The sequence below is a fragment of the Kineobactrum salinum genome, assembly GCF_010669285.1.
GTDB lineage: Bacteria > Pseudomonadota > Gammaproteobacteria > Pseudomonadales > Halieaceae > Kineobactrum > Kineobactrum salinum.
The window spans coordinates 2410470-2435029 of the sequence record NZ_CP048711.1 but is presented as its reverse complement, the minus strand read 5'-3'; the positions used below and the strand labels follow the sequence as shown (position 1 = coordinate 2435029).

Genomic DNA, 24560 nt, shown 5'->3' with positions numbered 1-24560 from the left:
CGATGGTGCGGCCGGTGGGACCGCACCGGCCCCGGTATGCGCCGCGCGCCTTGCGGGGGCGGCGGCCTGGTGCCGCGCGCGGCAATATCAACTCGACGTAATACCGCCACCGGCAAAGCCGATCTGCCTCCAGGCTTCGTAGCTCACTATCGCAACTGCATTGGACAGGTTCATGCTGCGACTGGTTGGCAGCATCGGTAGCCGCAATTTCTGTTGTTCGGGGAAGCTCTCCAGAATGGCGGGCGGCAAGCCCGCGGTTTCTGAGCCGAACAGCAGCACGTCGCCAGCGACAAACCTGGCCTGATCATGGCGATGACGACCCTTCGTAGTGCAGGCAAAGATACGGCGCCCCTGCATGTGCTGCAGGAAAGCCGGATAGTTCGGGTGTCTGCTGACCCTGGCCAGGTCGTGGTAATCGAGGCCCGCCCGCCGGACTTTCTTTTCATCCAGATCAAACCCGAGCGGTTCGATCAAATGTAAATGACAGCCGTTGTTGGCTGTCAGGCGGATAATGTTGCCCGTATTGGGGGCGATACGGGGTTCATGGAGGGCAATATGGAACACTTTTGCATTCCTCGGACATGGAGCTGCGCAACAAACCCCAGCAGCCGCCCAGGCCGGGACAACCCGGTCCGGGCGGCTTGTTCAGTACTAGTGAGTGGCCGGCTGTTCCTCGCCCTGGCCCTCAGCCTGCTGCTTGGCCAGCGCCTGGGAATACAGGCCATCAAAATTGACCGGCGCCAGCATCACTGGCGGAAAGCCACCCTTTACGCAGATTGAATCGATACTCTCGCGCGCATAGGGAAACAGGATCGTGGGCGCCGCGGTGGCGAGTACCCGGCGCAGGTTTTCGCCCTCTATGCCGACAATCACGAAAATACCAGCCTGTTGTACTTCCACCAGAAAGGCAGTTTCGTCGTCGATCTTGGCGGTCAGCGTGATCGTCAGCACCACCTCGAAGTTACCCTGGTCGTCAATCTTGTCGCTCTTGGTATTGAGATCGACATTGACCTTTGGCTGCCACTGCTTGCGGAATACACCCGGGCTGGCGGGAGATTCAAAAGAGATATCCTTGGTGTAGATGCGCTGCAAGGCAAACTGCTGTTGCGGTTGGTCCTGTGCAGTGCCTGCTTCCTGTGCTTGTTCGTCGGCCATTGAGCCGTCCTCCATCGGGTTGCGGTATTGGCCTATGGGGCCAGTTTCAGTAATGGGTCGAGGCGGCCCTGACGATCCAGCGCCGCCAGTTCGTCAAAGCCGCCAATATGCCGGTCATCAATCCAGATCTGCGGCACAGTGCGCCGGCCGCTGCGCGCCGCCATCTCGGCACGCCTGTCGACATCACCGTCGACCGGAATCTCGCGGTAATCCACGCCCTTGTGTTGCAGCAGCCGTTTGGCATTGACGCAATAGGGACAAAACCGGGTTGTGTACAGGGTCACCTGGGCGCTCATCACAGCCACCTCGGACTACTTGACGGTGGGGAGCTGCAGGTTGCTCCACTCCATCATGCCACCGGCCATCTTGTAGACCCTGTCATAACCCTCCGCCCGCAGCTGTTTGCTGGCGGCACCCGCCTGCTGGCCCATCTTGCAGACCAGGATCAGCGGCCGGGACTTGTATTTCTCCAGCTCGCCGCTGCGGCTGGCGAGCTTGGCCGCCGGAATATGCAGCGCGTCGACGATATGTCCCGCTTTGTACTCGGCACTGTCGCGCAGATCCACGAAGAGACCATCCTCGGCATTCACCAGATTAATGGCTTCCTGCGGGCTCAGCGCCGGGCCCGCCTTGCGCGCCTCGTGCATGATCAGCATCACGACAACGGCGAACAGGGCGGCGAACAATACCCACTGCTGGGCAAGAAACTCAAGAAATAGGGCCATAGTCCGGTGTGTCGTAAAACCTCAGGGATTGGTCAATTGCAGCACCGCCACCAGCGCTCTGGCAATCGGGGCGATCAAGCCGGGTTGAAAAGGGCGCAAGTATACAGGCTAAGCCCGGCTGCAACCAGTACCGCCAGGACCCCGGCACACGGCGCAGCCCCACTGTCAGCCGGGCAATTGCCGCCGCAACTGCCGGTAGCCGCGGTAACAGACCCAGGCGGCGGCGAGCAGGTAGGGAATGGCGCCGGGAACCCACATGATCAGGCCCGCCAGCTGCTGGTCCGGCAGGCCTTGCGCACTGCCATACAGGGGCGCCCGCGCGAACGTCAGCACGGCCCCGAGAAAGCCGGTGTGCATCAATGTAGACAGCAAGGCAAACAACGCCCAGTGCGTCCTGCCGTGCCCCTGCCTGAGTACTGACCACCAGAACAGGCCCGCGGTTGCCAGGAACAGCGCGTGTTCCACCACATGCCACCAGGGATGCTCCAGCGCCAGCATGTAGAAGCGGGGAGTGTGCCAGAACCAGATCACCAGCCCATGCAGCCACGCAGCCAGCAGCGGGTGCCGGGTAAAGCGCAACAGCGGCTCCCAGATGAACGCTCCGCCACGACCCGTCGCCGCAGCCAACTGCGGCAACGGTGTGCTGAGCACCCACAGCGGGGCAATGACCACCATGAACAGCATGTGCTGGGTCATATGGGCCGAGGCGCTGGTCTGGGCCCATTGGTCCAACGGCCCCAGAACTGCAAACCAGCACAGTAGCATCGCGCCGTGAAACAGCAGGGCCGCGCCCCGTCGCGCCGGCCGCCGCCGCGATCCCGCCAGATACAGCAGCCACAGCAATGCGAGCAGCGCAGCGCTGGTCAGCGCCGCGAGCTGCTCCTGACCGCCGCCACCCGCCAGCGGGCTATGGGCCAGTGCAGGCATACTGCAAGCCGCCAGACAGAGGGCGGCCAACAAACCGCAGCGGCTCACAGACACGGCGGCAACATCAATGCCGGCAGTGCAATCCCCAGGGTCGCCAGCGCCGCCAGCGCATATACCGCTGCGGCCACACTCGCTATAAAACGCCCGGCCGCAGGCCCCGCCTCCGGGGCCCGGCTTGCGCGCCCACAGCGCCAGGCGGCCACCAGCAGCACGGCCGCGACCAACAGCGCCAACCCCAGACCAAGTACATTGATCCAGGTGAAGGCGCCGCGAACGGGATCCGGCGCGGCAAACTGACAGGCCACGGACAGGCCACCGTAGAGAAAGACGAACCAGACACTCCAGACCATCAGGCCCAGCACCAGTTGCAGCGGATGATACGGCGACATCATGAGGTACCCGTCCAGGCCAGCGGCAACAGGATGAATGCGGCGAAGCTGAGCCAGAACACCGTCAGCGAATACAGCCATAGGGGCTGTAGCACCAGCGCCTCGTAGGGCAGCGCCTTGCCGACATAGCCCAGCCGCAACCGCTGCAGCTGCAGCAGGGTGAGTACCGTCGCCAGGCCGCTGTGCAGCAGCTGATAATACAACATCACCGTCAGCACAGCGTCGTGCGCAAGCTCCGCCGGTCGCAGCGGCGCGCTGAGCAGCAGCCATACCAGCACCAGGCAGTGCACCAATCCCAGCAGCGCACTGGCCCCGAACCCGGACAGTGCCTTCCGGTCGCTGCCGGTCTCCAGCCAGGTGAGTGCACGGCAGTAGACCAGCACGGCCAGGCTCAGCAACAGCCCACTGGCCAGCAGGGGGGTCAGTTCCAGCGGCGCAGCGTCAGGCAGCTGCCACCGGGGCGCCACTGTCCACAGGTAAAACCAGCCAAACAGCAGCGCGACATACAAAGTGCCATCGGCCATCAGGCTGGTCACCATGCCCCACAGGCCGGGGCCACTGCGGGTGCGGGAGTGCAGCGGTGGATCCACCGGATCCGTCACGCGCACCGGGGACGCCCGCGGATGGGCGCCATTGTGCCACCCCCAGCGCAGGGCAAAGAAAAGAACCACGGCCACTGCCAGCAATGCGCCGGTATAGACCTTCAGCAGCAGACAGATGCAAAGCGCCGCTACCGATAGCGCCAGCTGCAATGGCAGCCAGGAGTTGCTGGGCAAATGGATAACGCTGCAGACCCTGCCACTGACAGGGGCAGATCCGTAGATGTCGCGCCGGGCATGCTGGATCCGGGCGAGGCCGTACTCGCCGGCAGCAATGCGCTCGCCCAGTGCCGGGTCTTCCCACAGCGGATGCCTGCTGCCCACATCGGGCAGGCTGGCAAAATTGTAGGCGCTGACGGGCATCGGCGTGGCCCACTCCAGGGTGTCGGCCTGCCAGGGATTGGGCTGGGCCCTGCGGCCAAAGCGAAAATGCAGCGCGAAATCAACGATCACCACAGCGACGCCAAGGGCCATCACAAACCCTCCCACCGAGGACAGCAGATTGAGCCAGTCCCAACCCAGGCCAGCCTCGTAGGTATAGACCCGGCGCGACATGCCCAGCAGGCCGGTCAAGTGCATCAGCAGGAAGGTGAGATTGAAGCCGCCGAAGAACAGCCAGAAGCCCCAGCGGCCCAGAATCATCGACGGCAGCCGTCCGGAAACATGGGGCAACCAGTAGTAGAGCCCCGCCACCAGCGGGAACAGCATGCCCCCGACCAGCACATAATGCATATGGGCCACCACGAAGTGGGTATCGTGCACCTGCCAGTTAAAGGGCACCAGCGCCAGCATCACACCCGTCAGGCCGCCGCAGACGAACACCACCAGGAAGCCCGATACCCAGAGCATCGGCAGCTGGAAACGCACGCGGCCGGTCCACAGCGTAGCCAGCCAGGCAAACAACTGGATGGCCGTGGGAATCGCGACCAGCATGCTGGCCACGGAGAAGAAAGCCAGTGCAAGCTGCGGGATGCCCACCGTAAACATGTGGTGCACCCACAGGCCGAAACTGATGAATCCCGTGGTGATGATCGCCAGCACCACCCAGCGGTAGCCGACCAGCGGCCGGTTGGCAAACACCGGAATCAGGGTCGAGACGATACCCGCCGCCGGCAGGAAGATGATGTAGACCTCGGGGTGCCCGAACAACCAGAACAGGTGCTGCCACAACAAGGGATCGCCGCCGCCTGCCACATCAAAGAACACCCAGCCGGCGGCGCGCTCCAGTTCCAGCAGGATGCTGCCCAGAATCAGCGGCGGGAATCCGAATATGATCATCAGCGCTGTGCCGAGCATGTACCAGCAGAAAATCGGCATCCGGTTCAGGCTCATGCCGTTGGCCCGGGTGAGCAGGATAGACACCACCAGTTCAACACCGGCGGCAATGGCGGAAATCTCGACGAAGGTGATACCCAGCAACCAGAAGTCCGCTCCCGGGCCAGGGGAGAAGCGGGCATTGCTGAGCGGGGTGTACATGAACCAGCCCGCCGCAGGCGCGATCTGCAGCAACAGGCTGGACAGCACGATCAGGCCGCCGAACAGGTAGCAGTAATAGCCGAAGGCGCTCAGCCGGGGGAATACCAGGTCACGGGTGCCTATCATCTTCGGCACCAGGTACATGGCGACGCCTTCCAGTACCGGGATCGCAAACAGGAACATCATCACCGTGCCGTGCATGGTGAACAGTTGACTGTAGAGCCCGGCGCTGACGATATCCTGCTCCGGCAGCGCCAGCTGGGTACGGATCAGCATCGCCAGCACGCCACCGACCAGGAAAAAGCACAGCCCCGTCACCACAAAGCGCAACCCCACCGAGGTGTGGTTCACCGCGGCAAGCGCGCCCCAGCCCGGGAGGTTGCCCCAGACCTGCTCCAGCTCCCGGTGGCGCTGGTGGTTGTCCGCGCCATCCCGTTCAGTCACCGCTCTGCCTCCTCTCATCAAGCCAGGCCCGGTACTCTGCCGGCGCCAGCGCCTGCACGGTAAATGTCATCTGCGCGTGGCCGGTGCCACAGAACTCGCTGCAGCTGCCGTGATAGGTACCCGGCCGGTCCGCTTCCAGCCGCAATACATTGCTGCGTCCGGGCAGCATGTCCATCTTGCCACCCAGCCGCGGCACCCAGAACGAGTGGATGACATCGGCGCTGGTCAAATACAGGTCCACAGGCCGGCCGGCGGGAATGAACAGCTGGTTCTCAAGCACGATCCCGCTGTCCGGGTAGCTGACCTCCCACCACCACTGGTGGGCAGTGACATCGATGCGGACCGCCTCGCCCGCCGGTAGCGGCAACATGCGCTGGCCCAGCGGAATCCCCACCAGCAACACCGCAGTGATGGAGAGAATGGGCAACAACAGGCCGCCACCGATGAGCCAGCGCCGCTGCACACGCTCTGCCTGGACTTCGCCCGGTGTGCCCGGGTCGCGCCACAGCGCGTACATCCACAAGCCCACGACGGCAACAAAAACCAGCCCGAACAAGCCAGCCATGCCCCACCACAACCAGGCAGCAGCCCTGGCACTGGGGCCGGCTGGATCCAGCGCCGACCTGGGCCCACTGCAGGCAGTGAGCAGCGGGAGCGTGATAAGCGCGGCAATGGCTGTTAATCTGGTTTCGGCCCGGCGGCGCCATGATCTGGCACGGGGCGGCAGCGGAGGTGCGCAATGGCGACCGGAATCATCCTCAGCAAGATGTCGATTGGCGGGCATCCGATTCATCCGATGCTGATCCACTTCCCGGTGGCAGCGCTGTTGGGCCTGATCGGCACCGATCTTGCCTACCTGGCAAGCGGCGATTTTTTCTGGGCCCGCGCCGGTCTCTGGCTCGCCGGTGTCGGCGCCCTCGGCGGCTGGATATCCGGTGCCATCGGGCTGCTGGATCTGCTCATCGTCGCCCGGATCCGGCGCCTGATCACCGCCTGGTGCCATGCGATTCTGGCCGTGATGCTGCTGTCGCTGGCGAGTCTCAACTGGTTGATACGAATAGGAGGGCCGGACCTTCACATCCAGCCGTGGGGCGTCTACCTGTCGCTGCTCAGTGGAGCCATGATCGCCTTGACCAGCCTGCTGGGAGGCCAACTGGTGTACGATCACGCAGTGGGTGTGGCGCCGGAGAAGACCACCCGGCGCCGGGCGCGCGACCGCCGGATGGAACGGCACGAAGACCGCTGACTTGCTCATGACGGCAACGGGATAGCGGGTTTCGCCAGCACCAGCCACAGTATGCCCACCAGCAACAGGCCGGCACAGACACCGAGCAGACCGCACCAGATCCGCAACGGCTTGGCGTTGTTTGCCTCCGCCCGCAGGATCAACAGGCCCAGCAGGCTGTGCACCATCACCAGCACCGCGACCAGGCTCAGCTTGACGATCAGCCAGATATTGACCGACAGATCAGTCAGGAACACCAGCGTACCGGCGATAATTGCCAGCAAGCCCGCGGGAGTCGCGATACGGGTAAACACAAAACGTGCAATTGAATCGAACGGGTCGGGCTGGTCAGCGAAGATGGTCGCGCGCGGACCAGTGCTGACAATCAACGCTGGCAGATAGAGTAGACAACCTCCCCAGAACAGTAGTGCGACAATATGCAAAACCAGAAACCAGAGCATTCCACGGGCCCGTTTGTCTGTTCATTGAGCAGTCCATACCCTGCCCGCAGCGACCATTTGCACCGGGCAGCTCCGCTGGCATTGCTTTTCAGCTTAGCCGCTCGGTATCCGGACTTCCGTGCACAACCGTACAATACCACCCGGCTGCGCGGCCAGCACACGGCCTGCCGCGGATTGCTCATGCGATTCCCTGCCGGAACGGGTAAAATGACGGGCCTGACCCACTTTCCGGACCTGGAATGCCCATGAGCGAGAGCCGCAAGACACCCACCGTATTGATTATCCTGGATGGCTGGGGCTACCGCGAAGACAGCCGCGACAATGCCATTGCCCAAGCCCACACGCCGGTGTGGGACCGGCTCTGGGCGCAGGCGCCCCATACCCTGGTATCGGGATCCGGCCTGGATGTGGGACTGCCGGCCGGGCAGATGGGCAACTCGGAGGTTGGCCACATGAGCCTGGGTTCGGGCCGGGTCATCTACCAGAGCATCACCCGTATCGACCAGGCCATTGCCGATGGCAGCTTCAACGACAATCCCGTCTACAACGGCGCGATCGACAAGGCGGTGGCGGGCGATGGCGCCGTTCACATCCTGGGCCTGCTGTCACCCGGCGGCGTCCACAGTCACGAAGAGCAGCTGTTCGCCGCCATCCGCCTGGCGGCGGCGCGAGGCGCCAGGCGGATCTACCTGCACGCCTTCCTCGACGGCCGCGACACACCGCCGCGCAGCGCTGCGGCCTCGCTGGAACGCGCCGACGCACTGTTCGCGGAGCTGGGGCACGGCCGTACCGCCAGCATCGTCGGCCGCTATTATGCAATGGACCGGGACAATCGCTGGGACCGGATCGAGCAGGCCTATCGACTGCTGACCGAAGCCGAGGCCCCCACTGCGCGGGCTCCACCACAGCGGCGCTGCAGGCAGCCTACCAGCGCGATGAAAACGACGAATTTGTGCTGCCAACCGTGATCAGGGCCGAAGGTCAGGACAGCGGGGCGATCCGCGACGGCGATGCGGTACTGTTCATGAACTTTCGGGCCGACCGCGCCCGCCAGTTGACCCGCGCCTTTACCGATCCCGACTTCACCGGTTTCGAGCGCCGCAGCTGGCCGCAACTGGCCGGATTTGTCACCAGCACCGAATATGCAGCGGATATCGACGCGGCCTGCGCGTTTCCACCAACCAGTCTGGACAATGTGCTGGGCGATTATCTGGCCCAGCAGGGCAAGACCCAGCTGCGCCTGGCGGAGACCGAGAAATATGCCCATGTCACCTTTTTCTTCAGCGGTGGCCGGGAGCGGGAGTTTCCCGGCGAAAAACGCATCATGGTGCCGTCCCCAGATGTCGCCACCTACGATCTCAAGCCCGAGATGAGTGCACCGCAGGTGACCGACGAACTGGTGGCCGCGATCCGCTCCGGGGAATACGATCTGATTGTCTGCAACTATGCCAACGGCGACATGGTGGGCCACACCGGCATCTTTGCGGCCACGGTCGCGGCTGTGGAGGCGCTGGACCACTGCCTGGGCCGGGTAGAGGAGGCGCTGCTGGAGGTGGGCGGGCAGGCCCTGATCACCGCCGACCACGGCAACTGCGAACAGATGCAGGACTACGAGTCCGGCCAGGTCCACACCCAGCACACTACCGAACAGGTACCACTGGTCTATGTCGGCCGCCGCGACTGCCAGTTGTCTGCCGAGGGCGGGATTCTCGCGGATATCGCGCCTACCCTGCTGGCATTGATGGATCTGCCCCAGCCCGGGGAGATGACGGGGCACAGCCTGGTCAGTTGCCGGGACTGAGTCACATGCCGCGACGCCGCCGTCGCTATTGGGGTCTGTTGCTGGCACTGCTGTGTCTGGGGCCGGCGTCCCACGCCGATGCCCAGACGGAGGAGGAGCAGCGGGCCCGGGCGGAACTGGAACAGTTGCAGCGCAAGATCGAGCAGGTCGACCGCGAACTGGGCAGTGCCCGCAGCGAACACAGCGGCCTGCAGCAGCAACTGCGGGAAATCGAGGTCGCGCTGGGTGAATTGCAGCGTGACATCAGCGCCAACCTGGCGGCCATCTCCGCCGCCGAGGCCGAACTCGGCCAGCTGGAACAGCGCCAGCGCGCCCAGCAGCAGGCCCGGGACAGCCAGCAGGCGCGCATCGCCGCTGAATTGCGGGCCGCCTGGCAAATGGGCCAGCAGGGGCCACTGAAGGTGCTGCTCGAGCAGGAGAATCCGCATACCGTAGCGCGCGCCATGGCCTACTACCGCTATTTCTTCGACGCCCGCAATGCACTGGTGGCGCAATACCGGACGACGCTGAAGGAACTGGCCCGGATTCAGGGACAGATCCAGCTCACCGTCGAAACACTGGAGACCGAGCGCAACGAGCTTGCCCAGAGGCGCGAGCAGGTACTCGCCTCGAAGGAGCAGCGGCAGACCGTGCTGGCCAGTCTCGCCTCCACTATCCGCAGCAAGGACGACGAATTGCAGCGCCTGCAACAGGACCGCGCCGAACTGGAGCAGCTGCTGCAAGCTATCGAGCAGGCGGTGGTCGACCTGCAGTTGCCGGAGGACTACCGTCCCTTCGCCAGCGCCAAAGGCGCGCTGGCCTGGCCGGTGGAGGGCAAGCCGGGCAATCGCTTTGGCGCCACCCGCGGCGCCGGTGGCATGCGCTGGCAGGGGATCAACCTCACCGCCGACGAAGGCAGCACCGTGCGCGCCATCCATCACGGCCGGGTAGTCTACGCCGACTGGTTGCGCGGCTCCGGCCTGCTGTTGATCCTGGATCACGGCGAAGGTTACATGAGCCTCTATGCCCACAACCAGAGTCTGCTGCGCGAGGTGGGTGAATGGGTCGCTCCCGGCACGCCGCTCGGCACCGTAGGCAGCAGTGGCGGCCTGAACGAAAGCGCGCTGTACTTCGAGATCCGCAAGCAGGGCAAACCGGTGGACCCCGCCGCCTGGTGCCGCTGAACCGGCACCCGCTTGGCACAGCTTCCCGGGAATCGGTTACACTAGCCCCCTCTCGATCACAACGGCCCGCGGGCCTGATGGCGGCACTCCATGCACACACTCTCCCCCTCCCTGCTGATGCTCAGATGCGGCCTGCTGGCACTGACACTGGCACTGCCATTCTCAGCTTCGGCAGCGGATCCGGAATCGGAGGACCGCCTGCCACTGGATGAGCTGCGCACCTTTGCCGACGTCTTCAACCAGATCCGGATTGGCTATGTCGAGCAGATCGATGACAGCCAGCTGCTGGAATACGCCATCCAGGGCATGCTGATGAACCTGGACCCGCACTCCGCCTACCTCGACAAGGATGACTTCGAGGACCTGCAGAACACCACCAGTGGCGAGTTCAGCGGCCTGGGCCTGGAAGTCGGGATGGAGGATGGTTACGTCAAGATCATCGCCCCCATCGATGGCTCGCCGGCGGCCGAGGCCGGGCTGATGAGTGGCGACGTGATCCTCAATCTGGACGGCAAGGCAGTAAAGGGCATGAGTCTGAACGAGGCCATCGACCTGATGCGCGGCCCCAAGGGCAGTGAGATCGAACTGACCATCGGCCGTCCCGGCGAAAGCCAGCCCTTCGACGTCACCCTGCAGCGCGATACCATCAAGGTCGCCAGTGTGCGTGAGCGCTTTCTCGAACCCGGCTACGGCTATATCCGCGTGGCCCAGTTCCAGAACCAGACCGGCCCGGACGTCAAGGCTGCGCTGCAGCGCCTGATGGAGGAGGAAGAGCTGAAGGGCCTGGTATTGGACCTGCGCAACAACCCCGGCGGCGTACTGCGGGCCAGTGTCGATGTCGCCGGCCTGTTCATGGACAGCGGCCTGGTGGTCTACACCGAAGGCCGGCTGCCAAACTCCCATATCCGGTATTCGGCAGAGCCCGGCGACGCCAGCGCTGGCACACCCATCGTGGTACTGATCAACGGCGGTTCCGCCAGTGCCTCGGAAATTGTCGCCGGCGCGCTGCAAGACCACAACCGCGCGGTGATCATGGGCAGTGACTCCTTTGGCAAGGGCTCAGTGCAAACCGTGATGCCGATTTCCGAATCGCGCGCGGTCAAACTGACCACCGCGCTCTACTTCACGCCGGAGGGCCGGTCCATCCAGGCCGCCGGGATCGTGCCCGACATCCTGGTCGAACGCGCCCGGGTGACCGCGTACGACACCTCGCGCCAGCTCAGCGAGGCAGACCTGAACCGGCGCCTGGAAAATGTCAACGGCGACAGCGGCGACAAGCCCAGGAAGGTGAGCAGTGAATTGCTGGCGAGCGACAACCAACTGTACGAGGCCCTGACTCTGCTCAAGGGTGTCAACATCCTCGGCAAGCGCCAGCGCCCAGCAGCGATCCTGCCTGCGCCCACGGACGATTCCTGACACCATCTGCCGGGCCTATTTCAACGCATACATGGCCTTGTCGGCATGGTGCAGCAATGCGAATTCGTCCTCTCCGTCCCGGGGATACAGCGCGGCCCCGATACTCAGTGATATCAGCAGCTGCTGCCCTTCCAGCTCGAACGGAACAGCGAAAGCCTCGCGGATCTTGGCAGCTATTTCGACTACGTTGGATGGATCGCTGATCCGCTCCAGCAGTACCACGAACTCATCCCCACCGAGACGGGCGGCGGTATCCGACTCGCGGATGCTCGCCGCCAGGCGCTGGGCCACGCCCTGCAGCAGGCGATCGCCGGCGGCGTGACCGAGGGTGTCGTTTATCCGCTTGAAACCGTCCAGATCAATGAAAAGCAGGGCCAGCAAGGCCTTTTCACGCCGCGCCATGGCCAGGGCGGTGCGGATCCGGTCGCTGAGCAGCTCGCGGTTGGGCAGGTTGGTGAGCGGATCGTACCGTGCCATGTATTCCAGCCGGGTCAACATGTCGCGATGGGAAATCGCCGCGGCGATCTGGGTGGAGACAAACTGCAACAACTGGCGATCGTTTTCGGTGTAGTGGATGGTGGTGGAATAACTCTGCATTACCAGCACCCCCAGCGTCCTGCCCTCCGCCTGCAACGGCGCCCCGAGCCAGTACTGAGGCCGCCGCTCATCGGCGGACAGTCCTCCGGGTTCACTGCCGGGGGTCAACAGCAAGGGTTCTCCGCGCTGGACGACCTGGCGGCACAGCGCTTCCATATCCCCGTCCTGGAGCGGCGGCAGCGGATGTGCCTCATCAACGTAGTAGGGGTAGTCCCAGCTGTGGCCGTCCTCGTCATAAAGCGCTACATAGAAATTCCTGCAGGGCGTCAGCGAATCGATGATCTCGTGAATCTGGCAGTACAGAGCCGGCAGGTCGGGAGCGGTATGGGCGACCTGGGAGATTGCATACAGAGCCGACTGCATGAATTCCGCCCGCTTGCGGCGGGTGATGTCGCGGGCCACGCCAATCCGCACCTGGTGCTCTTCCGACCAACGCGCCGACCACATGATGTGGACGATCTCGCCATCCTTGCGCAGATAGCGATTCTCGTAATGGGTGTTGGTCTCTCCAGCCATTACCTGGGAAGCAGTCGACATCGTGTATTCCAGGTCATCCGGATGGACCAGCTCCTGCACGGATCTGCCTACCATTTCTTCGGGCGTATAGCCAAAGATCTGCTCGCCGGCCGCGGAGACAAACAGGAAACGGGCATCCCTGTCGACTATACATACGGCATCCAGCAGCAGATCCAGGAACTCGGCAAGCGGCTTTTCAGGGAGACGATTCGGCATAATGGACCCAATGCGCGCTTCATTGATCACAACTTGTCATCCCGGAGCCCTGGAGGCAACTGTTTCAGATCAGGGATGCGCATCACTGGCCGGATGGAAGCCAAATGGATGCCGGGAGCTCCCCCTCCCGCGGGGGACATCAAGTCCTCACTTCGATCCCGCGCGCAGCCATATAGGCCTTCGCCTCGGGTACCGTATACTCGCCGAAATGAAAAATACTGGCTGCCAATACCGCATCGGCGCCGCCCTCCAGTATACCCGCCACAAGGTGGTCGAGGTTACCAACCCCGCCGGAGGCGATCACCGGAATATCCACAGCGTCGGTGATGGCCCGGGTCACACCCAGCTCAAAACCGTTGCGGGTGCCGTCCCTGTCCATGCTGGTGAGCAGGATCTCTCCCGCACCCAGGTCCGCCATCTTCACCGCCCAGGCCACTGCGTCAATGCCGGTGGGCTTGCGGCCGCCGTGGGTAAAGATTTCCCAGCGCGGCGCGCCGTCCACATCGGCCACCCGCTTCGCGTCTATCGCCACCACAATGCACTGGGCGCCGAAGCGCTCCGAGGCCTGCTGCACCAGCTCGGGGTTGTGAATCGCGGCGGTATTGATGCTGACCTTGTCTGCGCCGGCATTGAGCATGGTGCGGATGTCCTCCACCGAGCGGATGCCGCCGCCCACCGTCAGCGGGATAAACACCTGCTCCGCGATCTGCTCCACCGTGTGCACGGTGGTATCACGGCCCTCGTGGCTGGCGGTAATATCCAGAAAGGTGATTTCGTCGGCGCCCTGCTCGTTGTAGCGGCGGGCGATTTCCACCGGATCGCCGGCGTCGCGGATGCCGACAAAATTCACCCCCTTGACCACGCGGCCGTTATCAACGTCCAGGCAGGGAATGATGCGCTTGGCCAGGCCCATCGGCTCAGGCTTCGCCGTCGCACAGGCGCTGGGCCTCGGCCACATCCAGCGTGCCCTCGTAGATGGCGCGCCCGGTGATTGCGCCACAGATTCCCTCGTGAGCCACCGCGTTCAAGGCGCGGATGTCGTCCAGGTTGGTAATGCCGCCCGAGGCGATCACCGGGATGCTGGAGGCGCGGGCCATGGCCACCGTGGCCTCCACATTCACGCCCTGCATCATGCCGTCGCGGGCGATATCGGTGTAGACGATGGCGGCGACCCCGTCGCTCTCCAACTGCTTGGCCAGGTCAGTGGCGCGCACGCTGGATACCTCTGCCCAGCCATCGGTGGCCACCAGGCCGTCCTTCGCATCCAGGCCGACAATGATCCTGCCGGGAAAGGTCTTGCAGGCCTCCGCCACGAAGGCCGGTTCCTTCACCGCCAGGGTGCCGATAATCACGTAGCTGACCCCGGCGCGCAGATAGAGTTCGATGGTCTCCAGCGTGCGGATGCCACCACCGATCTGTACCGGCAGTTCCGGGTAGGAGGCGGCGATGGCCGAGACCACGTCGCCATTCACCGGTTCGCCGGCAAAGGCCCCGTTCAGGTCCACCAGGTGCAGGCGCCGGCAACCTGCCTCCACCCAGCGCGTGGCCACGGCCACCGGGTCATCGGAAAATACAGTGCTGTCGTCCATCACGCCCTGGCGCAGGCGCACACACTGGCCATCCTTCAAATCGATTGCGGGGATTATCAACATGGGGGACTCCAGGCGAGAAAATTGCGCAACAGTTGCAGACCGGCGGTATGGCTTTTTTCCGGATGAAACTGCACGGCGAAGAGATTGTTCCGGGCCAGCGCCGCATCGGCACTGACTCCGTAGTCCACGGCCCCGGCCAGCAGCGAGCGGTCCGCGGCGGTAACATAGTAGCTGTGCACAAAATAGAAGCGGCTGGCATCGGGGATACCCTGCCACAGAGGATGCTGTCCCACCTGGCGCACCTCATTCCAGCCCATGTGCGGCACCTTCAGCCGTTGCCCGCCGGCATCCACAAGCGGTTGGCCAAAGTGGCGCACGGTGCCCGGCACAATGTCCAGGCAGTCCACGCCGCCGTTCTCTTCCGAGCGGCTCAGCAGGGCCTGCATGCCGACGCAGATCGCCAGCACCGGCTTGCGCTGTTCGATCAACGCCAGTTGCAGCAGCTCATCGCAGCGCAGGCGGCGGATTTCCGCCATGCAGTCGCGGATCGCGCCCACGCCGGGGAAGACCACCCGGTCCGCCGCCCGGATCTGGTCGGCATCATGCGTCACCAGCACCCGGCCGGCGCCCACATGCTGCAGCGCACTGGCCACCGAGTGCAGGTTGCCCATGCCGTAGTCGATGACCGCGACGGTTTCGCTCATGCCGGCAACCTACAGCACGCCCTTGGTGGAGGGCATGATCCCCGCCATCGCGGGATCCTCCGCCAATGCCATCCGCAGCGCGCGGCCGAAGGCCTTGAACACCGTCTCGATCTGGTGGTGGCTGTTGTCGCCGCGCAGGTTGTCGATATGCAGGGTCAGCTGGGCGTGATTGACAAAGCCCTGGAAGAATTCCTGGAACAGGTCCACATCAAAACCACCCACCTGGGCCCGGGTAAACGGAATCTTGTAGATCAGCCCCGGGCGCCCGGAAAAGTCCACCACCACCCGCGACAGCGCCTCATCCAGCGGCACGTAGGCGTGGCCGTAGCGGACAATACCCTTCTTGTCGCCCACCGCCCGGGTAAACGCCTGGCCCAGCGTGATGCCGATATCCTCCACGGTGTGGTGGTCATCGATGTGCAGGTCGCCCTCGGCCTGGATATCCAGGTCCATCATGCCGTGGCGCGCGATCTGGTCCAGCATGTGCTCCAGGAAGGGAATTCCGGTCTGGAAATTCGCCTGGCCGGAGCCGTCCAGATTGACCGTGGCGGTAATCCGGGTCTCCAGGGTGTTGCGAGTGACACTCGCCTTGCGCTCGGACATGCGGTCCTCCAGAAGCTGTGACCGGGGCGGTGCGCACCTGGCCCCGAGAAGCGCGCCATTATAGAAGAAAGCCGGGGTGAATTCACCGACTAGCTCGGGAAGTAGAGTGCCAACGGCTATGAGGCTGTGCTGATCGTCTCGGTCCGCCTCAACCATGGGCCTTCATAGACACGCCGTTAACCCATCCCTGGGGGCTCGGATGCAGCATCCTTGCTGCATACGGTCTATGAAGGCCCATGGTTGAGACGAACCTGCCTTCAGAGTTCTTAACGCACAGCGGCAGATATCCAGGCTTGACCAAGACCTGGCTCAAAGTGCAGGGGAGGTGCCGGCGGACGGCGTCAGGTGTCGGGTCAGGAAGCGATCCGCATCGGGCAGGGCTGTGCCCACGGTCAGAAACGTCAGGATATGCCCGCGGGCCGCCTGGGTTGCCAACTCCACCGGCACATCCCTGGCCCGCAACGCCGTTGCGAAATCCTCAGCGTGATCGATGGTGACCAGTTTGTCGCGGCTACCGTGGAACAGGAAGAAGGGCGGCGCCTGCCCGTGCACCAGGGTTACCGGTGAAGCGGCGGCAAAGGTTTCGGGAATCTCCTCGATACTGCCGCCCAGGAACTGCGGTACCAGCTCGCCCCCGGAGTATTTGCGCAGATCCATCGGCGCGCCGCCGGCAATCACCGCGGCGGGCCGGGTTTCGATACCGCCCCAGGGCTGGTCCAGCGCCTCGCCGGTGCCGGCGGCCAGCGCCATCAGGCTGACCAGATGGGCGCCCGCGGAATAGCCGAAGGCGGCGATCCGGTCCTGGTCCAGCTGCAACCGCCCGGCTTGCCGATACAACCAGTGCATGGCCTGCTGCAGGTCGTGCACCTGGGCCGGGTAAATTGCGTTGGGGGCGAAGCGGTAGCTGATATTCATCACCACGTAGCCCTCACCCGTATAGTAGCGGGCGAGGCGGTCCATGTCGTCGCGGTGGCGCCGCTCCCAGCCGCCGCCGTGTACCATCAGCATACCCGGGAACGGGCCCTGCCCCTGGGCTGGTAGACTTCTGCCTGCAGTTCCTGGGGCCAGTCCGCGGGGGTATAAACCACCGTCTCCACCGCCGCCGGCTCCCTGTCGGGGCTCAGCAGCAGGCCGCAGCCCGCCACCGTGGCCGCCGCGGCGAATACTGCCATCAAAGCCAATTTCATGTAACTGACCTGCCTCTGCAACGCAACCAACTGCCTATTCTACGCCAATGACCGCCGTATGGTTCTCTCGCCGATGAATTCCTGCTGCCACTTTACCAGCGCTCACACCGGTGCTAGTGTCCGCCCTGCCATGAAGCCACCTCCCGCCTTCGCCCGACGCGTCCTCGACTGGTTCGACCAGCACGGCCGCAAGGACCTGCCCTGGCAGCAGTCAATCGATCCCTACCGGGTGTGGGTGTCGGAGATCATGCTGCAGCAAACCCAGGTGCGTACGGTCATCCCCTACTTCCAGCGCTTTATGGAGGCCTTCCCGCGGGTGCAGGATCTTGCCGACGCACCCGTGGACGAAGTATTGCACCTGTGGACCGGCCTGGGTTACTACGCCCGGGCCCGCAACCTGCACCGGGCCGCGCGGGAGGTTTGCGACCACCATGGTGGCCGGTTCCCCGCCAACGTGGACCAGCTCAGCGAACTGCCGGGCATCGGCCGTTCCACCGCCGGCGCCATCGTCAGCATCGCCTTCCGCCAGCGCGCCAGCATCCTGGATGGCAACGTCAAGCGAGTGCTGGCCCGCTACCATGCAGTGCCGGGCTGGCCCGGCCAGACCGCGGTGCACCGGGAGCTGTGGCAGCTGGCGGAGCAGCACACTCCAACCCGGCGGGTAGCGGATTACAGCCAGGCAATGATGGACCTGGGCGCCACCCTGTGCACCCGCAGCCGGCCCCGCTGTGAGGACTGCCCCCTGAGCGTCGACTGCGCCGCCCGGCGGGCCGACAGCCAGGCCGACTACCCCGGCAAGAAGCCGCGCAAGACCATGCCGGTGCGGGCCACGATTTTCCTGATTGTGCGCGACGCCGGCGGCAGCGTATTGCTGCAGCGGCGCCCACCCAGCGGTATCTGGGGCGGATTGTGGTGCTTTCCCCAGCTGGACGAGCAAGCCGCCGCCGGCAACTGGTGCCTCGACCGCTTCGGCCTGATGCCCACCGAACTGGCGCCCGCCGAACCCTTCCGCCACACCTTCAGCCACTACCACCTGGACATCCAGCCCCTGCTGGCCACCCTGCCCGGTGAGCCGCAGGCCGTCATGGCAGGGGACGACCAGCTCTGGTATAACGTGGCCCAACCTTCACAAATCGGCCTCGCCGCCCCGGTCGCCCGACTGCTGGCGAGCCTCTGAATACCAGGAACAGCCCATGCCACGCACTGTTTTTTGCCGGAAATACCAGAAAGAACTGGAGGGCCTCGCCGCCCCGCCCTATCCCGGCCCCAAGGGCCAGGACATCTTCGATCATGTGTCCAAGCAGGCCTGGGAGGAATGGCAGGCCCAGCAGACCATGCTGATCAACGAAAAGCAGCTCAGCCTGATCGACCCCGCCACCCGCAAATACCTGCAGGAGGAAATGGACAAGTTCCTGGCCGGGGAAGATCACGACAGGGCCGAGGGCTACGTCCCGCCACAGGACTGAAACAGGCCCGCAAAACGGGCCCTGCGCTTGACTCGGACCCGCCATGCGGTTTTAATACGCACCCTTCGCCTTCAGCGATAAAGCCCGGATAGCTCAGTCGGTAGAGCAGGGGATTGAAAATCCCCGTGTCGGCAGTTCGATTCTGTCTCCGGGCACCATCTTCCCTCATTGTTGCGCAGCACGGCATTGCCGGCGCTCGCAGATTATTTTTCGATCGACCGGCAGCGATGGTATGACCCCGAGCGCAACCGGACCTATGCCGTCGCCTGGTCACTAGTGGGCCCCGGGAATCCATGCACCGGCACCGCACGCGTCATCCAGCAGGCAGAGGTCCGGTCCTATAAGCCGTTTTCCGTCGTCACCGAACTGGATGTCGCCTACCCTTGTGGAATCTGCCGGCTGAAGCTGGGTTAATGGGAGTGTCCGGAAGCAGATTTTTCAAATCTAATGCCTACATTCGGTGTATTCCAGGCGATATGAAGAAGATCACGCATCGGTTCTGAATGCCCAATACCTTAAAACCCCTGTAATGAATTACCATGCCAAAAAAGCGGGCTTACTTGGATAGCCCGGAGAGATCCGATGCGATGTGGCGCATAATCTCCAGAAAATCGGTGAACCGCTGCTTGAAGCGTTCTGTTGGTGCAGAGATCGTCAGTGCATATGGTGATGCACCAGCGTCGATCGGTACGGCCAGACAGTGCAGGCCAATAGTGTATTCTTCCCTGTCGACTGCATAGCCTTGTTCACGAATCAGTTGGAATTCCTCATGTAATTGGGAAAGTTCGGTGATCGTTTGGCTAGTACGAGCTGGCAAAGCATGCTCTGCTAGATAATGTGATCGCGTTTCTTCATCCGCAAAAGCCAATAGAAGTTTTCCAGAAGCGCGAGCGTGGGCATCAATATAGGAGCCATGGGTAACTTCGGAAGCTTGGATTGGGTTGGAGCCGCGCCATGTTGTCAGGTTGACGATCTCTCCCGCCCACCAGCCCGTTGCATAGGCTGTTTCGCCCGTCTCGTTGGCAATTTTGCGCACAAACGGAGTGAGGTGTTGAGGAGGTGAGAGATGACGCCTGAAGGCTTCAGCAAGTGTACCAATGCGAAGCCCCAGGACATGGAGGCCCTGCTCATTGTGGGTCAGCATACCAGATGTCATTAGTGTATGGACGAGGTGATAAGTCGCCTGTTTAGGCAGGTTTGCCTTCCTTGATATCTCGATTGTTTTCAGACCGTTTTCACTTTGTGCAACTGCCATCAAAATCTTGACAGCCCGAGCCACGGACTGAACCCGGGGCTCCTGGCCACCCTTGGCGGATCCAGGCGTCTCTGTATCAACCCTGGTTTCCCCGGTTTCGGTTTCTTTTTTGCTATGAGGCAGCATTCACGTTCACCAGTGACAGTTGGTAAGATTCAAAAAAGGTGGCCCACGAGTAGGATTATAAAACATCTGTGTCACTATACGATAGCTCCAAGGGTATTGTTGTCTTAGTAAACAAATTTCGCTTCGATTGACGATCCTCGCTTGTCATTGCTCCAATAGGCCAAGTACAGCTGCCTCAACACCTACCGCGTTAGGTATCAGAGCAGACTGCAGTACCGGCGACGATGGTATCCGAGTGTCGGGTGTCCCAATTCGACGGACCTTGGCATCTGAGTGGCGCTCTGAAATACGCGCAGCAATTTCGGCGCCAACACCTCCGGTGATATTCGCCTCATGTAGCACTATCGCCCGGCCTCCGCAGCGTTTCACCGCGTCGTCGATTGCCGTATCATCCAGGGGTGACAGCCACCGAAGGTCCAGAACCCCAACGGTGATACCCCTATCAGCAAGCGTGTTGGCAACGTCAAGCGCTATCTGTACGCCGGTCGCCCAGGTGATTATGACAACGTCGGAGCCTTCTCGGCGAAGGCTCGCCCCGCCAACTACGGCGACCTGGTCTCCGTAATGAACTGAGGCTGAGGTTTGATACAGTGAGCGTGATTCAATGATGACCACTGGATCTGGATCCGCCACGGCTGCGCGCAGCATGTCATAGGCGTCTTGCGGTGTCGCTGGCAAGCCCAGCTTGATCCCCGGTATGTGGAACAAAAGCGCTTCGAGTGATTGAGAATGCTGTGCGCAGGATCCCGGTGTTACACCTTGCTGAGTCCTTACAACTATGGGGGCAGTACACCTGCCTTGAGTAGCATAACGGACGTTGGCGGCCTGATTGATTATTTGATCCAGGGCAACAAGCAGGAAGTCTGCCCACATTATTTCAACGATCGGCTTCATGCCGCTAATTGCCAGGCCCACAGCCGAGCCCAGGATGGCGCTCTCCGCAATAGGCGTATCGAACACCCGGTCAACACCGAAATCACGTTGCAGATAGCGCGTTGCCCCAAAAATACCACCGGCCTTTCCTAAGTCCTCACCGAATACCAAAGCTTCGGGACGAGATGCAAGCTCTCGACGGAGTGCTTCGTTAACAGCTTTGATGTAGGTGACTTGCTCTGTCTCCCTACAAGAAGTAGTGATATCTCGCTTGGAAATAGAAGGGGCGGCAACGATATGTTCGCGTGCTGTATCCGGTCTCGGAAATGGATCGTCAAGAACACGAGTCTGAATCGCGTCAAGCTCCCGATCAACTTCGCGTCGAATCTGGCTTAGTGTATCTGAATCGGCAACACGTGATGCTATGAGACGGCTAGCCATAACTTCAAGTGGATCGGCCGCTTCTGCATTTGCTTTGTCGGCTTTTGGTCGATAGTGCTGAATATCGCGATTGTAATGGCCCCAAAGGCGTGGCACCACACATTCGACAAGCGACGGGCCGAGCCCGCTGCGGGCACGGTCAGTGGCGAGCTGAATTGCATCCCTAACCACAAAGGGATCGGTTCCATCTATGGTCGTTCCAGACATACCGTATCCTGCGGCACGCTCCGACAGCCGTTCGACCTTGTTGATGGAGGATGCAGGCGTCATCTCAGCCCATCCGTTGTTCTCGCAGATAAACACAATCGGCAAATTCCGATACGCGGCGAATATGAGCCCTTCGTGCAGCGCACCCTGGCTCATCGCACCATCTCCAAAGGTGACTACTGTCACCCCTTCGTTCCCTTGCATAAGGGACGCTAGCGCTGTGCCGCAGCCTATGGGGACACCGGCGCCAACGATGGAGTTTTCCCCTATGAAGCCTTGCCAGGGCGCAGTAATCATAGCGGATCCCGTACGCCCTCCGTTTATACCTGTCTCACGCTGACAGATTTCTGCAAGCAGGTCTCCAACTGGAAGCCCTGAGGCTATAGCCCATCCATGCCCGCGGTATGTTGCGACAACTTGGTCGCCGGGGCGAAGAGTGGCCATAACGCCAACCGGCACTGCTTCTTGCCCCGCACAGAGGTGAACTGAACCAGCAATAGGAGATGGCTTTTCCCGGGTAAGATCAAAGGTCCGTTGTTCAAAGGCCCTGATCAAATACATATGTTGGTAAAACTCTAGTGCGGCTGTCTCATGGCTAGCCGGAAAATTCGTCAGTTCCGTCTTTGATTCATTACATGAATTTCGCATAGATACTTCCTTTTCAATGGGAGGTCCTCAGTGAGGCACGGCGAAGGATAACTCCAGCAAAATTGAATGTCTATATATGATCTTTATATCACTATATGATACTAATTCTTCGCGAGTGTGCGCTATGCCAGTCCTCTGAAGTTTTTAGAAAACTGCCAACAAGCAATCCAGTGCCTTAAATTATCACAATATAATAGTTAGATATCATGTTGACACTTTAGAGTTCCAAGGATAGAGTTTTCCCCGTGAAGAGGAGGTGGTGACTTCTGAAAGGCGTGATGCAATTGAATTGCGATTCCCTGTCCGCCACTGCAACCGGCCAATCTGACAGGTCACCGGCCAAGAAATCGACAACATCAGTAGGGAGAAAAAACCCGTGGATGAATCCCAGGCACCGATAACTCGCCCCAGTCATATCCCGGCTGAAGGGGAAGATGGGCTTTTCAGGCAAAGCTGGTATCCGATCTGTCTCTCGTCAGAGGTTGGGACAGGTAGTGTGATAGGTCGGGGCTTTCTCGATGGACGTGTAGTCATATTCAGGACCGAGGAAGGCAAGTCTCATGTTATGAGTGCCTACTGCCCCCATCTTGGGGCGGACCTATCCATTGGCAAAGTTGTTGGGAACTGCGTGCAATGTGCGTTTCATCACTGGCAATACGACACGAGTGGAGGTTGTGTAAAAACCGGAATTGGCGACCCGCCACCTGGTGGAGCAAAACTGTTCAAATTTCCTTCAGTGGAGCGGTGGGGAATAGTGTGGGTATTTAACGGTGAGACACCTCTATTTGAGCTCCCGCAACTGCCTTGCAGCGAGGATGAGCTGGAAATCAGAGCATACAAGTACCCCAGGCCCTTCGCGAGTGATCCCTGGGTTTTCGCAGCGAACACCCCTGACATGCAACACATAAAAGTAGTCCACAAGGTGCAGTTCACGGTGGAAGATCCGCACGACCTCGTCCGATGGGATCAGTGGGGGCTGGAATATACGATCAAGGGAATTCACCAGGGCGGTCTGGAAATAGAGTGGCACGCTGGCCTTCGGGGGACCGGATTCTTTTGGCGTATCGGGACGACCAATGGTCGGTGGAATGGCGCAGTAACAGGGTTTGGCTTGCACGAGCCGGGAAGCCATCAGGTATATGGCGCATACATGGTGAAGAAGGGCCCCGACGCAGAGGCTCAACTTGAGAACATGCGTGTTATCACAGAACGAACGATTGATGAAGACAGCGAACTTCTCAATACGATCCACTACCGAAAGGGCATGTTAACAAAAGCAGATCGCACCCTCGCCAAATACTTGTTGATGGTAAGGGACTTTCCCCGAGCCCACCCATCCGCGCAGTTCATTCGATAATCTGAAGGAAGCTAGACACATGAAGACTTTCCATAATCCTAACGGTCTCCCTCCCACTTACAGTGACGGAATTGAGGTGAGTTCAGGCGGTAAAACTCTGTATACAGCGGGCCAGGTCGCATACAGACACGACAAATCTATTCCCGAAGGAATCGAAGCCCAGACCCTGCAGACATATACAAACCTGGAAGCCGTTCTCAAGTCTGCGGGGATGAATCTGGACAATATCGTGAAGCAGACAATCTTCTTGACAGATCCGGACGATTTTACCGGTTTTGCGAAAACACGAACCGGAATCATGGGCGATAGAAAGCCTGCCTCTACGCTTGTATATGTAAAGCAGCTAATACAACCGGAGCTACTGATTGAAATAGAAGTGATAGCGGCGTCGCCTGACAGTAACCAGTCATAGAACAGCCGATATTGTTGAATAACCAAACGTGGAGAACAAGGCAATGAAAAAAGTAAATCATGCCGAACAAGTCGCCAAGAAAACTGAGGTCAAATCCGAACAAACTGGCCTGAGCCGAAGCGCTATGGTCCTGGGGCTAATGCCGCACCTGCTGCTTACACCGTCATTGGGCGCTGCCGCTGAAACAGAAGGCGGCATTCAAAACGCTATCGAGGAAATCGTCGTGACTGCACGGTTTCGAGAGGAAAAGCTCCAGGACATTCCCGATACAGTTAAAGTATTCTCGGCAGGTGACATACGAGAAGCAAGGATAGTATCTATAAGCGATGTCAGCGCCCTCGTGCCAAATTTTTCCATGTTTTCTTCGCAGGATGCCGGGTTGGCGGCAGTCAATATTCGTGGGATTGGCCAGGTTCGCAATGGTGAGCCCCCACTGGCTGTTGTCATAGATGGTGTCCAGGTTTCCCATCCGGATCAAATACGGCAGCCGCTCTTTGACATCGCAAGTATTGAGGTACTCAAGGGCCCCAGGGAGCGTTATATGGTCGGAATGCCATAGGCGGGGCACTAATAGTCAAC

26 protein-coding genes, 1 tRNA gene and 1 pseudogene are annotated in these 24560 nt (G+C 61.4%); 10 read left to right on the top strand and 18 right to left on the bottom strand.

Going from position 1 to position 24560, the window contains the following annotated elements; translation table 11 throughout:
- Nucleotides 1-87 precede the first annotated feature (87 nt).
- The 8 genes from G3T16_RS10615 to coxB all read right to left on the bottom strand — a co-directional run bounded on the left by G3T16_RS10615 (nucleotide 88) and on the right by coxB (nucleotide 6499).
- The gene (locus tag G3T16_RS10615) at nucleotides 88-564 is read right to left on the bottom strand and encodes a tRNA (cytidine(34)-2'-O)-methyltransferase (RefSeq protein ID WP_163495237.1); all 477 of its coding nucleotides are present in this window, start codon (nucleotides 562-564) and stop codon (nucleotides 88-90) included.
- 87 nt (nucleotides 565-651) lie between these two features.
- A complete protein-coding gene (gene secB / locus G3T16_RS10610; protein ID WP_163495235.1) occupies nucleotides 652-1155 on the bottom strand; it encodes a protein-export chaperone SecB in 504 nt (167 codons plus the stop codon).
- Nucleotides 1156-1187: 32 nt separating this feature from the next.
- The gene (gene grxC / locus G3T16_RS10605; RefSeq protein ID WP_163495233.1) at nucleotides 1188-1451 is read right to left on the bottom strand and encodes a glutaredoxin 3; all 264 of its coding nucleotides are present in this window, start codon (nucleotides 1449-1451) and stop codon (nucleotides 1188-1190) included.
- 15 nt (nucleotides 1452-1466) lie between these two features.
- The gene (locus G3T16_RS10600; RefSeq protein ID WP_163495231.1) at nucleotides 1467-1880 is read right to left on the bottom strand and encodes a rhodanese-like domain-containing protein; all 414 of its coding nucleotides are present in this window, start codon (nucleotides 1878-1880) and stop codon (nucleotides 1467-1469) included.
- A gap of 165 nt (nucleotides 1881-2045) precedes the next feature.
- Nucleotides 2046-2807 carry a cytochrome c oxidase assembly protein gene (locus G3T16_RS10595; RefSeq protein ID WP_163495229.1) on the bottom strand — a complete coding sequence of 254 codons (762 nt, stop codon included), beginning with the start codon at nucleotides 2805-2807 and terminating at the stop codon, nucleotides 2046-2048.
- A 44-nt stretch (nucleotides 2808-2851) separates the two neighbouring features.
- Nucleotides 2852-3199 carry a hypothetical protein gene (locus tag G3T16_RS10590; protein WP_163495227.1) on the bottom strand — a complete coding sequence of 116 codons (348 nt, stop codon included), beginning with the start codon at nucleotides 3197-3199 and terminating at the stop codon, nucleotides 2852-2854.
- Nucleotides 3196-5715 carry a cytochrome c oxidase subunit I gene (gene ctaD / locus G3T16_RS10585; RefSeq protein WP_197911640.1) on the bottom strand — a complete coding sequence of 840 codons (2520 nt, stop codon included), beginning with the start codon at nucleotides 5713-5715 and terminating at the stop codon, nucleotides 3196-3198. The genes G3T16_RS10590 and ctaD overlap by 4 nt, the downstream gene beginning before the upstream one ends.
- The gene (gene coxB, locus G3T16_RS10580; protein ID WP_163495224.1) at nucleotides 5708-6499 is read right to left on the bottom strand and encodes a cytochrome c oxidase subunit II; all 792 of its coding nucleotides are present in this window, start codon (nucleotides 6497-6499) and stop codon (nucleotides 5708-5710) included. Before coxB ends, ctaD begins: the two co-directional genes overlap by 8 nt.
- On the opposite strand from coxB, the gene G3T16_RS10575 reads away from it, so the two are divergent.
- Nucleotides 6455-6961 (top strand): DUF2231 domain-containing protein, encoded by a 507-nt coding sequence (locus G3T16_RS10575; protein ID WP_163495222.1) that lies wholly within the window; start codon nucleotides 6455-6457, stop codon nucleotides 6959-6961. The genes coxB and G3T16_RS10575 overlap by 45 nt on opposite strands.
- A 5-nt stretch (nucleotides 6962-6966) precedes the next feature.
- Here G3T16_RS10575 and G3T16_RS10570 read toward each other — a convergent pair whose 3' ends face one another.
- The gene (locus G3T16_RS10570; RefSeq protein WP_163495220.1) at nucleotides 6967-7401 is read right to left on the bottom strand and encodes a CopD family protein; all 435 of its coding nucleotides are present in this window, start codon (nucleotides 7399-7401) and stop codon (nucleotides 6967-6969) included.
- Nucleotides 7402-7646: 245 nt separating this feature from the next.
- On the opposite strand from G3T16_RS10570, the pseudogene gpmI reads away from it, so the two are divergent.
- From gpmI to G3T16_RS10555, 3 genes and pseudogenes are all read left to right on the top strand, one after another.
- Nucleotides 7647-9202: pseudogene (gene gpmI / locus G3T16_RS10565) on the top strand (2,3-bisphosphoglycerate-independent phosphoglycerate mutase).
- A gap of 5 nt (nucleotides 9203-9207) precedes the next feature.
- On the top strand, nucleotides 9208-10365 hold the full coding sequence (locus tag G3T16_RS10560) for a murein hydrolase activator EnvC family protein (protein ID WP_163495219.1): 1158 nt from the start codon (nucleotides 9208-9210) through the stop codon (nucleotides 10363-10365).
- Nucleotides 10366-10455: 90 nt separating this feature from the next.
- Nucleotides 10456-11781 carry a S41 family peptidase gene (locus G3T16_RS10555; RefSeq protein ID WP_163495218.1) on the top strand — a complete coding sequence of 442 codons (1326 nt, stop codon included), beginning with the start codon at nucleotides 10456-10458 and terminating at the stop codon, nucleotides 11779-11781.
- 15 nt (nucleotides 11782-11796) lie between these two features.
- Here the strand turns inward: G3T16_RS10555 and G3T16_RS10550 are convergent, their stop codons facing one another.
- The 7 genes from G3T16_RS10550 to G3T16_RS10520 all read right to left on the bottom strand — a co-directional run bounded on the left by G3T16_RS10550 (nucleotide 11797) and on the right by G3T16_RS10520 (nucleotide 17196).
- Nucleotides 11797-13110 carry a sensor domain-containing diguanylate cyclase gene (locus G3T16_RS10550; RefSeq protein WP_163495217.1) on the bottom strand — a complete coding sequence of 438 codons (1314 nt, stop codon included), beginning with the start codon at nucleotides 13108-13110 and terminating at the stop codon, nucleotides 11797-11799.
- Between the two features lie 139 nt (nucleotides 13111-13249).
- Entirely contained in the window at nucleotides 13250-14023 is a 774-nt protein-coding gene (gene hisF, locus G3T16_RS10545; RefSeq protein ID WP_163497054.1) for an imidazole glycerol phosphate synthase subunit HisF, read from the bottom strand.
- Between the two features lie 4 nt (nucleotides 14024-14027).
- Nucleotides 14028-14762 (bottom strand): 1-(5-phosphoribosyl)-5-[(5-phosphoribosylamino)methylideneamino]imidazole-4-carboxamide isomerase, encoded by a 735-nt coding sequence (gene hisA / locus G3T16_RS10540; protein WP_163495215.1) that lies wholly within the window; start codon nucleotides 14760-14762, stop codon nucleotides 14028-14030.
- Nucleotides 14756-15406 (bottom strand): imidazole glycerol phosphate synthase subunit HisH, encoded by a 651-nt coding sequence (hisH, locus tag G3T16_RS10535; RefSeq protein ID WP_163495214.1) that lies wholly within the window; start codon nucleotides 15404-15406, stop codon nucleotides 14756-14758. The genes hisA and hisH overlap by 7 nt, the downstream gene beginning before the upstream one ends.
- A 9-nt stretch (nucleotides 15407-15415) precedes the next feature.
- Nucleotides 15416-16009, bottom strand: a complete 594-nt coding sequence (gene hisB, locus G3T16_RS10530; RefSeq protein WP_163495212.1) for an imidazoleglycerol-phosphate dehydratase HisB — start codon at nucleotides 16007-16009, stop codon at nucleotides 15416-15418.
- A 309-nt stretch (nucleotides 16010-16318) separates the two neighbouring features.
- Nucleotides 16319-17017 carry an alpha/beta hydrolase gene (locus G3T16_RS10525; RefSeq protein ID WP_163495210.1) on the bottom strand — a complete coding sequence of 233 codons (699 nt, stop codon included), beginning with the start codon at nucleotides 17015-17017 and terminating at the stop codon, nucleotides 16319-16321.
- Entirely contained in the window at nucleotides 17011-17196 is a 186-nt protein-coding gene (locus G3T16_RS10520) for a hypothetical protein (protein WP_163495208.1), read from the bottom strand. The genes G3T16_RS10525 and G3T16_RS10520 overlap by 7 nt, the downstream gene beginning before the upstream one ends.
- Nucleotides 17197-17326: 130 nt before the next feature.
- On the opposite strand from G3T16_RS10520, the gene mutY reads away from it, so the two are divergent.
- The 3 genes from mutY to G3T16_RS10505 all read left to right on the top strand — a co-directional run bounded on the left by mutY (nucleotide 17327) and on the right by G3T16_RS10505 (nucleotide 18820).
- Complete coding sequence (gene mutY, locus G3T16_RS10515; RefSeq protein WP_163495205.1) at nucleotides 17327-18373, top strand: A/G-specific adenine glycosylase; 1047 nt, start codon at nucleotides 17327-17329, stop codon at nucleotides 18371-18373.
- 16 nt (nucleotides 18374-18389) lie between these two features.
- Nucleotides 18390-18662, top strand: coding sequence for an oxidative damage protection protein (locus G3T16_RS10510; protein ID WP_163495203.1), 273 nt, complete (start codon nucleotides 18390-18392; stop codon nucleotides 18660-18662).
- 82 nt (nucleotides 18663-18744) lie between these two features.
- A tRNA-Phe gene (locus tag G3T16_RS10505) sits at nucleotides 18745-18820 on the top strand.
- 398 nt (nucleotides 18821-19218) lie between these two features.
- On the opposite strand, the gene G3T16_RS10500 is transcribed toward G3T16_RS10505, so the two are convergent.
- Nucleotides 19219-20043 (bottom strand): IclR family transcriptional regulator, encoded by an 825-nt coding sequence (locus tag G3T16_RS10500; RefSeq protein ID WP_163495201.1) that lies wholly within the window; start codon nucleotides 20041-20043, stop codon nucleotides 19219-19221.
- A 144-nt stretch (nucleotides 20044-20187) separates the two neighbouring features.
- Complete coding sequence (locus G3T16_RS10495) at nucleotides 20188-22125, bottom strand: alpha-ketoacid dehydrogenase subunit alpha/beta (protein ID WP_232059364.1); 1938 nt, start codon at nucleotides 22123-22125, stop codon at nucleotides 20188-20190.
- Between the two features lie 463 nt (nucleotides 22126-22588).
- Here G3T16_RS10495 and G3T16_RS10490 point away from each other — a divergent pair, with 463 nt between their 5' ends.
- Genes G3T16_RS10490 through G3T16_RS10480 form a run of 3 tightly spaced genes read left to right on the top strand, consistent with a single transcriptional unit; the run spans nucleotide 22589 to nucleotide 24540 of the window.
- Entirely contained in the window at nucleotides 22589-23569 is a 981-nt protein-coding gene (locus G3T16_RS10490) for a Rieske 2Fe-2S domain-containing protein (RefSeq protein WP_197911638.1), read from the top strand.
- 19 nt (nucleotides 23570-23588) lie between these two features.
- Complete coding sequence (locus G3T16_RS10485) at nucleotides 23589-23981, top strand: RidA family protein (protein ID WP_163495197.1); 393 nt, start codon at nucleotides 23589-23591, stop codon at nucleotides 23979-23981.
- A gap of 43 nt (nucleotides 23982-24024) precedes the next feature.
- Complete coding sequence (locus G3T16_RS10480; protein WP_163495195.1) at nucleotides 24025-24540, top strand: TonB-dependent receptor plug domain-containing protein; 516 nt, start codon at nucleotides 24025-24027, stop codon at nucleotides 24538-24540.
- Nucleotides 24541-24560: the final 20 nt, after the last annotated feature.

What these genes read in the sequence shown, in the direction of transcription:
- secB (WP_163495235.1), bottom strand. Translation starts at nt 1,155, where the DNA reads ATGGCCGACGAACAAGCACAGGAAGCAGGCACTGCACAGGACCAACCG.
- grxC (WP_163495233.1), bottom strand. Translation starts at nt 1,451, where the DNA reads ATGAGCGCCCAGGTGACCCTGTACACAACCCGGTTTTGTCCCTATTGC.
- G3T16_RS10600 (WP_163495231.1), bottom strand. Translation starts at nt 1,880, where the DNA reads ATGGCCCTATTTCTTGAGTTTCTTGCCCAGCAGTGGGTATTGTTCGCC.
- G3T16_RS10595 (WP_163495229.1), bottom strand. Translation starts at nt 2,807, where the DNA reads ATGCCTGCACTGGCCCATAGCCCGCTGGCGGGTGGCGGCGGTCAGGAG.
- G3T16_RS10590 (WP_163495227.1), bottom strand. Translation starts at nt 3,199, where the DNA reads ATGATGTCGCCGTATCATCCGCTGCAACTGGTGCTGGGCCTGATGGTC.
- G3T16_RS10575 (WP_163495222.1), top strand. Translation starts at nt 6,455, where the DNA reads ATGGCGACCGGAATCATCCTCAGCAAGATGTCGATTGGCGGGCATCCG.
- coxB (WP_163495224.1), bottom strand. Translation starts at nt 6,499, where the DNA reads ATGCCCGCCAATCGACATCTTGCTGAGGATGATTCCGGTCGCCATTGC.
- G3T16_RS10570 (WP_163495220.1), bottom strand. Translation starts at nt 7,401, where the DNA reads ATGCTCTGGTTTCTGGTTTTGCATATTGTCGCACTACTGTTCTGGGGA.
- G3T16_RS10560 (WP_163495219.1), top strand. Translation starts at nt 9,208, where the DNA reads ATGCCGCGACGCCGCCGTCGCTATTGGGGTCTGTTGCTGGCACTGCTG.
- G3T16_RS10555 (WP_163495218.1), top strand. Translation starts at nt 10,456, where the DNA reads ATGCACACACTCTCCCCCTCCCTGCTGATGCTCAGATGCGGCCTGCTG.
- G3T16_RS10550 (WP_163495217.1), bottom strand. Translation starts at nt 13,110, where the DNA reads ATGCCGAATCGTCTCCCTGAAAAGCCGCTTGCCGAGTTCCTGGATCTG.
- hisF (WP_163497054.1), bottom strand. Translation starts at nt 14,023, where the DNA reads ATGGGCCTGGCCAAGCGCATCATTCCCTGCCTGGACGTTGATAACGGC.
- hisA (WP_163495215.1), bottom strand. Translation starts at nt 14,762, where the DNA reads ATGTTGATAATCCCCGCAATCGATTTGAAGGATGGCCAGTGTGTGCGC.
- hisH (WP_163495214.1), bottom strand. Translation starts at nt 15,406, where the DNA reads ATGAGCGAAACCGTCGCGGTCATCGACTACGGCATGGGCAACCTGCAC.
- hisB (WP_163495212.1), bottom strand. Translation starts at nt 16,009, where the DNA reads ATGTCCGAGCGCAAGGCGAGTGTCACTCGCAACACCCTGGAGACCCGG.
- G3T16_RS10525 (WP_163495210.1), bottom strand. Translation starts at nt 17,017, where the DNA reads ATGCTGATGGTACACGGCGGCGGCTGGGAGCGGCGCCACCGCGACGAC.
- G3T16_RS10520 (WP_163495208.1), bottom strand. Translation starts at nt 17,196, where the DNA reads ATGAAATTGGCTTTGATGGCAGTATTCGCCGCGGCGGCCACGGTGGCG.
- mutY (WP_163495205.1), top strand. Translation starts at nt 17,327, where the DNA reads ATGAAGCCACCTCCCGCCTTCGCCCGACGCGTCCTCGACTGGTTCGAC.
- G3T16_RS10510 (WP_163495203.1), top strand. Translation starts at nt 18,390, where the DNA reads ATGCCACGCACTGTTTTTTGCCGGAAATACCAGAAAGAACTGGAGGGC.
- G3T16_RS10500 (WP_163495201.1), bottom strand. Translation starts at nt 20,043, where the DNA reads ATGCTGCCTCATAGCAAAAAAGAAACCGAAACCGGGGAAACCAGGGTT.
- G3T16_RS10495 (WP_232059364.1), bottom strand. Translation starts at nt 22,125, where the DNA reads ATGTATTTGATCAGGGCCTTTGAACAACGGACCTTTGATCTTACCCGG.
- G3T16_RS10485 (WP_163495197.1), top strand. Translation starts at nt 23,589, where the DNA reads ATGAAGACTTTCCATAATCCTAACGGTCTCCCTCCCACTTACAGTGAC.
- G3T16_RS10480 (WP_163495195.1), top strand. Translation starts at nt 24,025, where the DNA reads ATGAAAAAAGTAAATCATGCCGAACAAGTCGCCAAGAAAACTGAGGTC.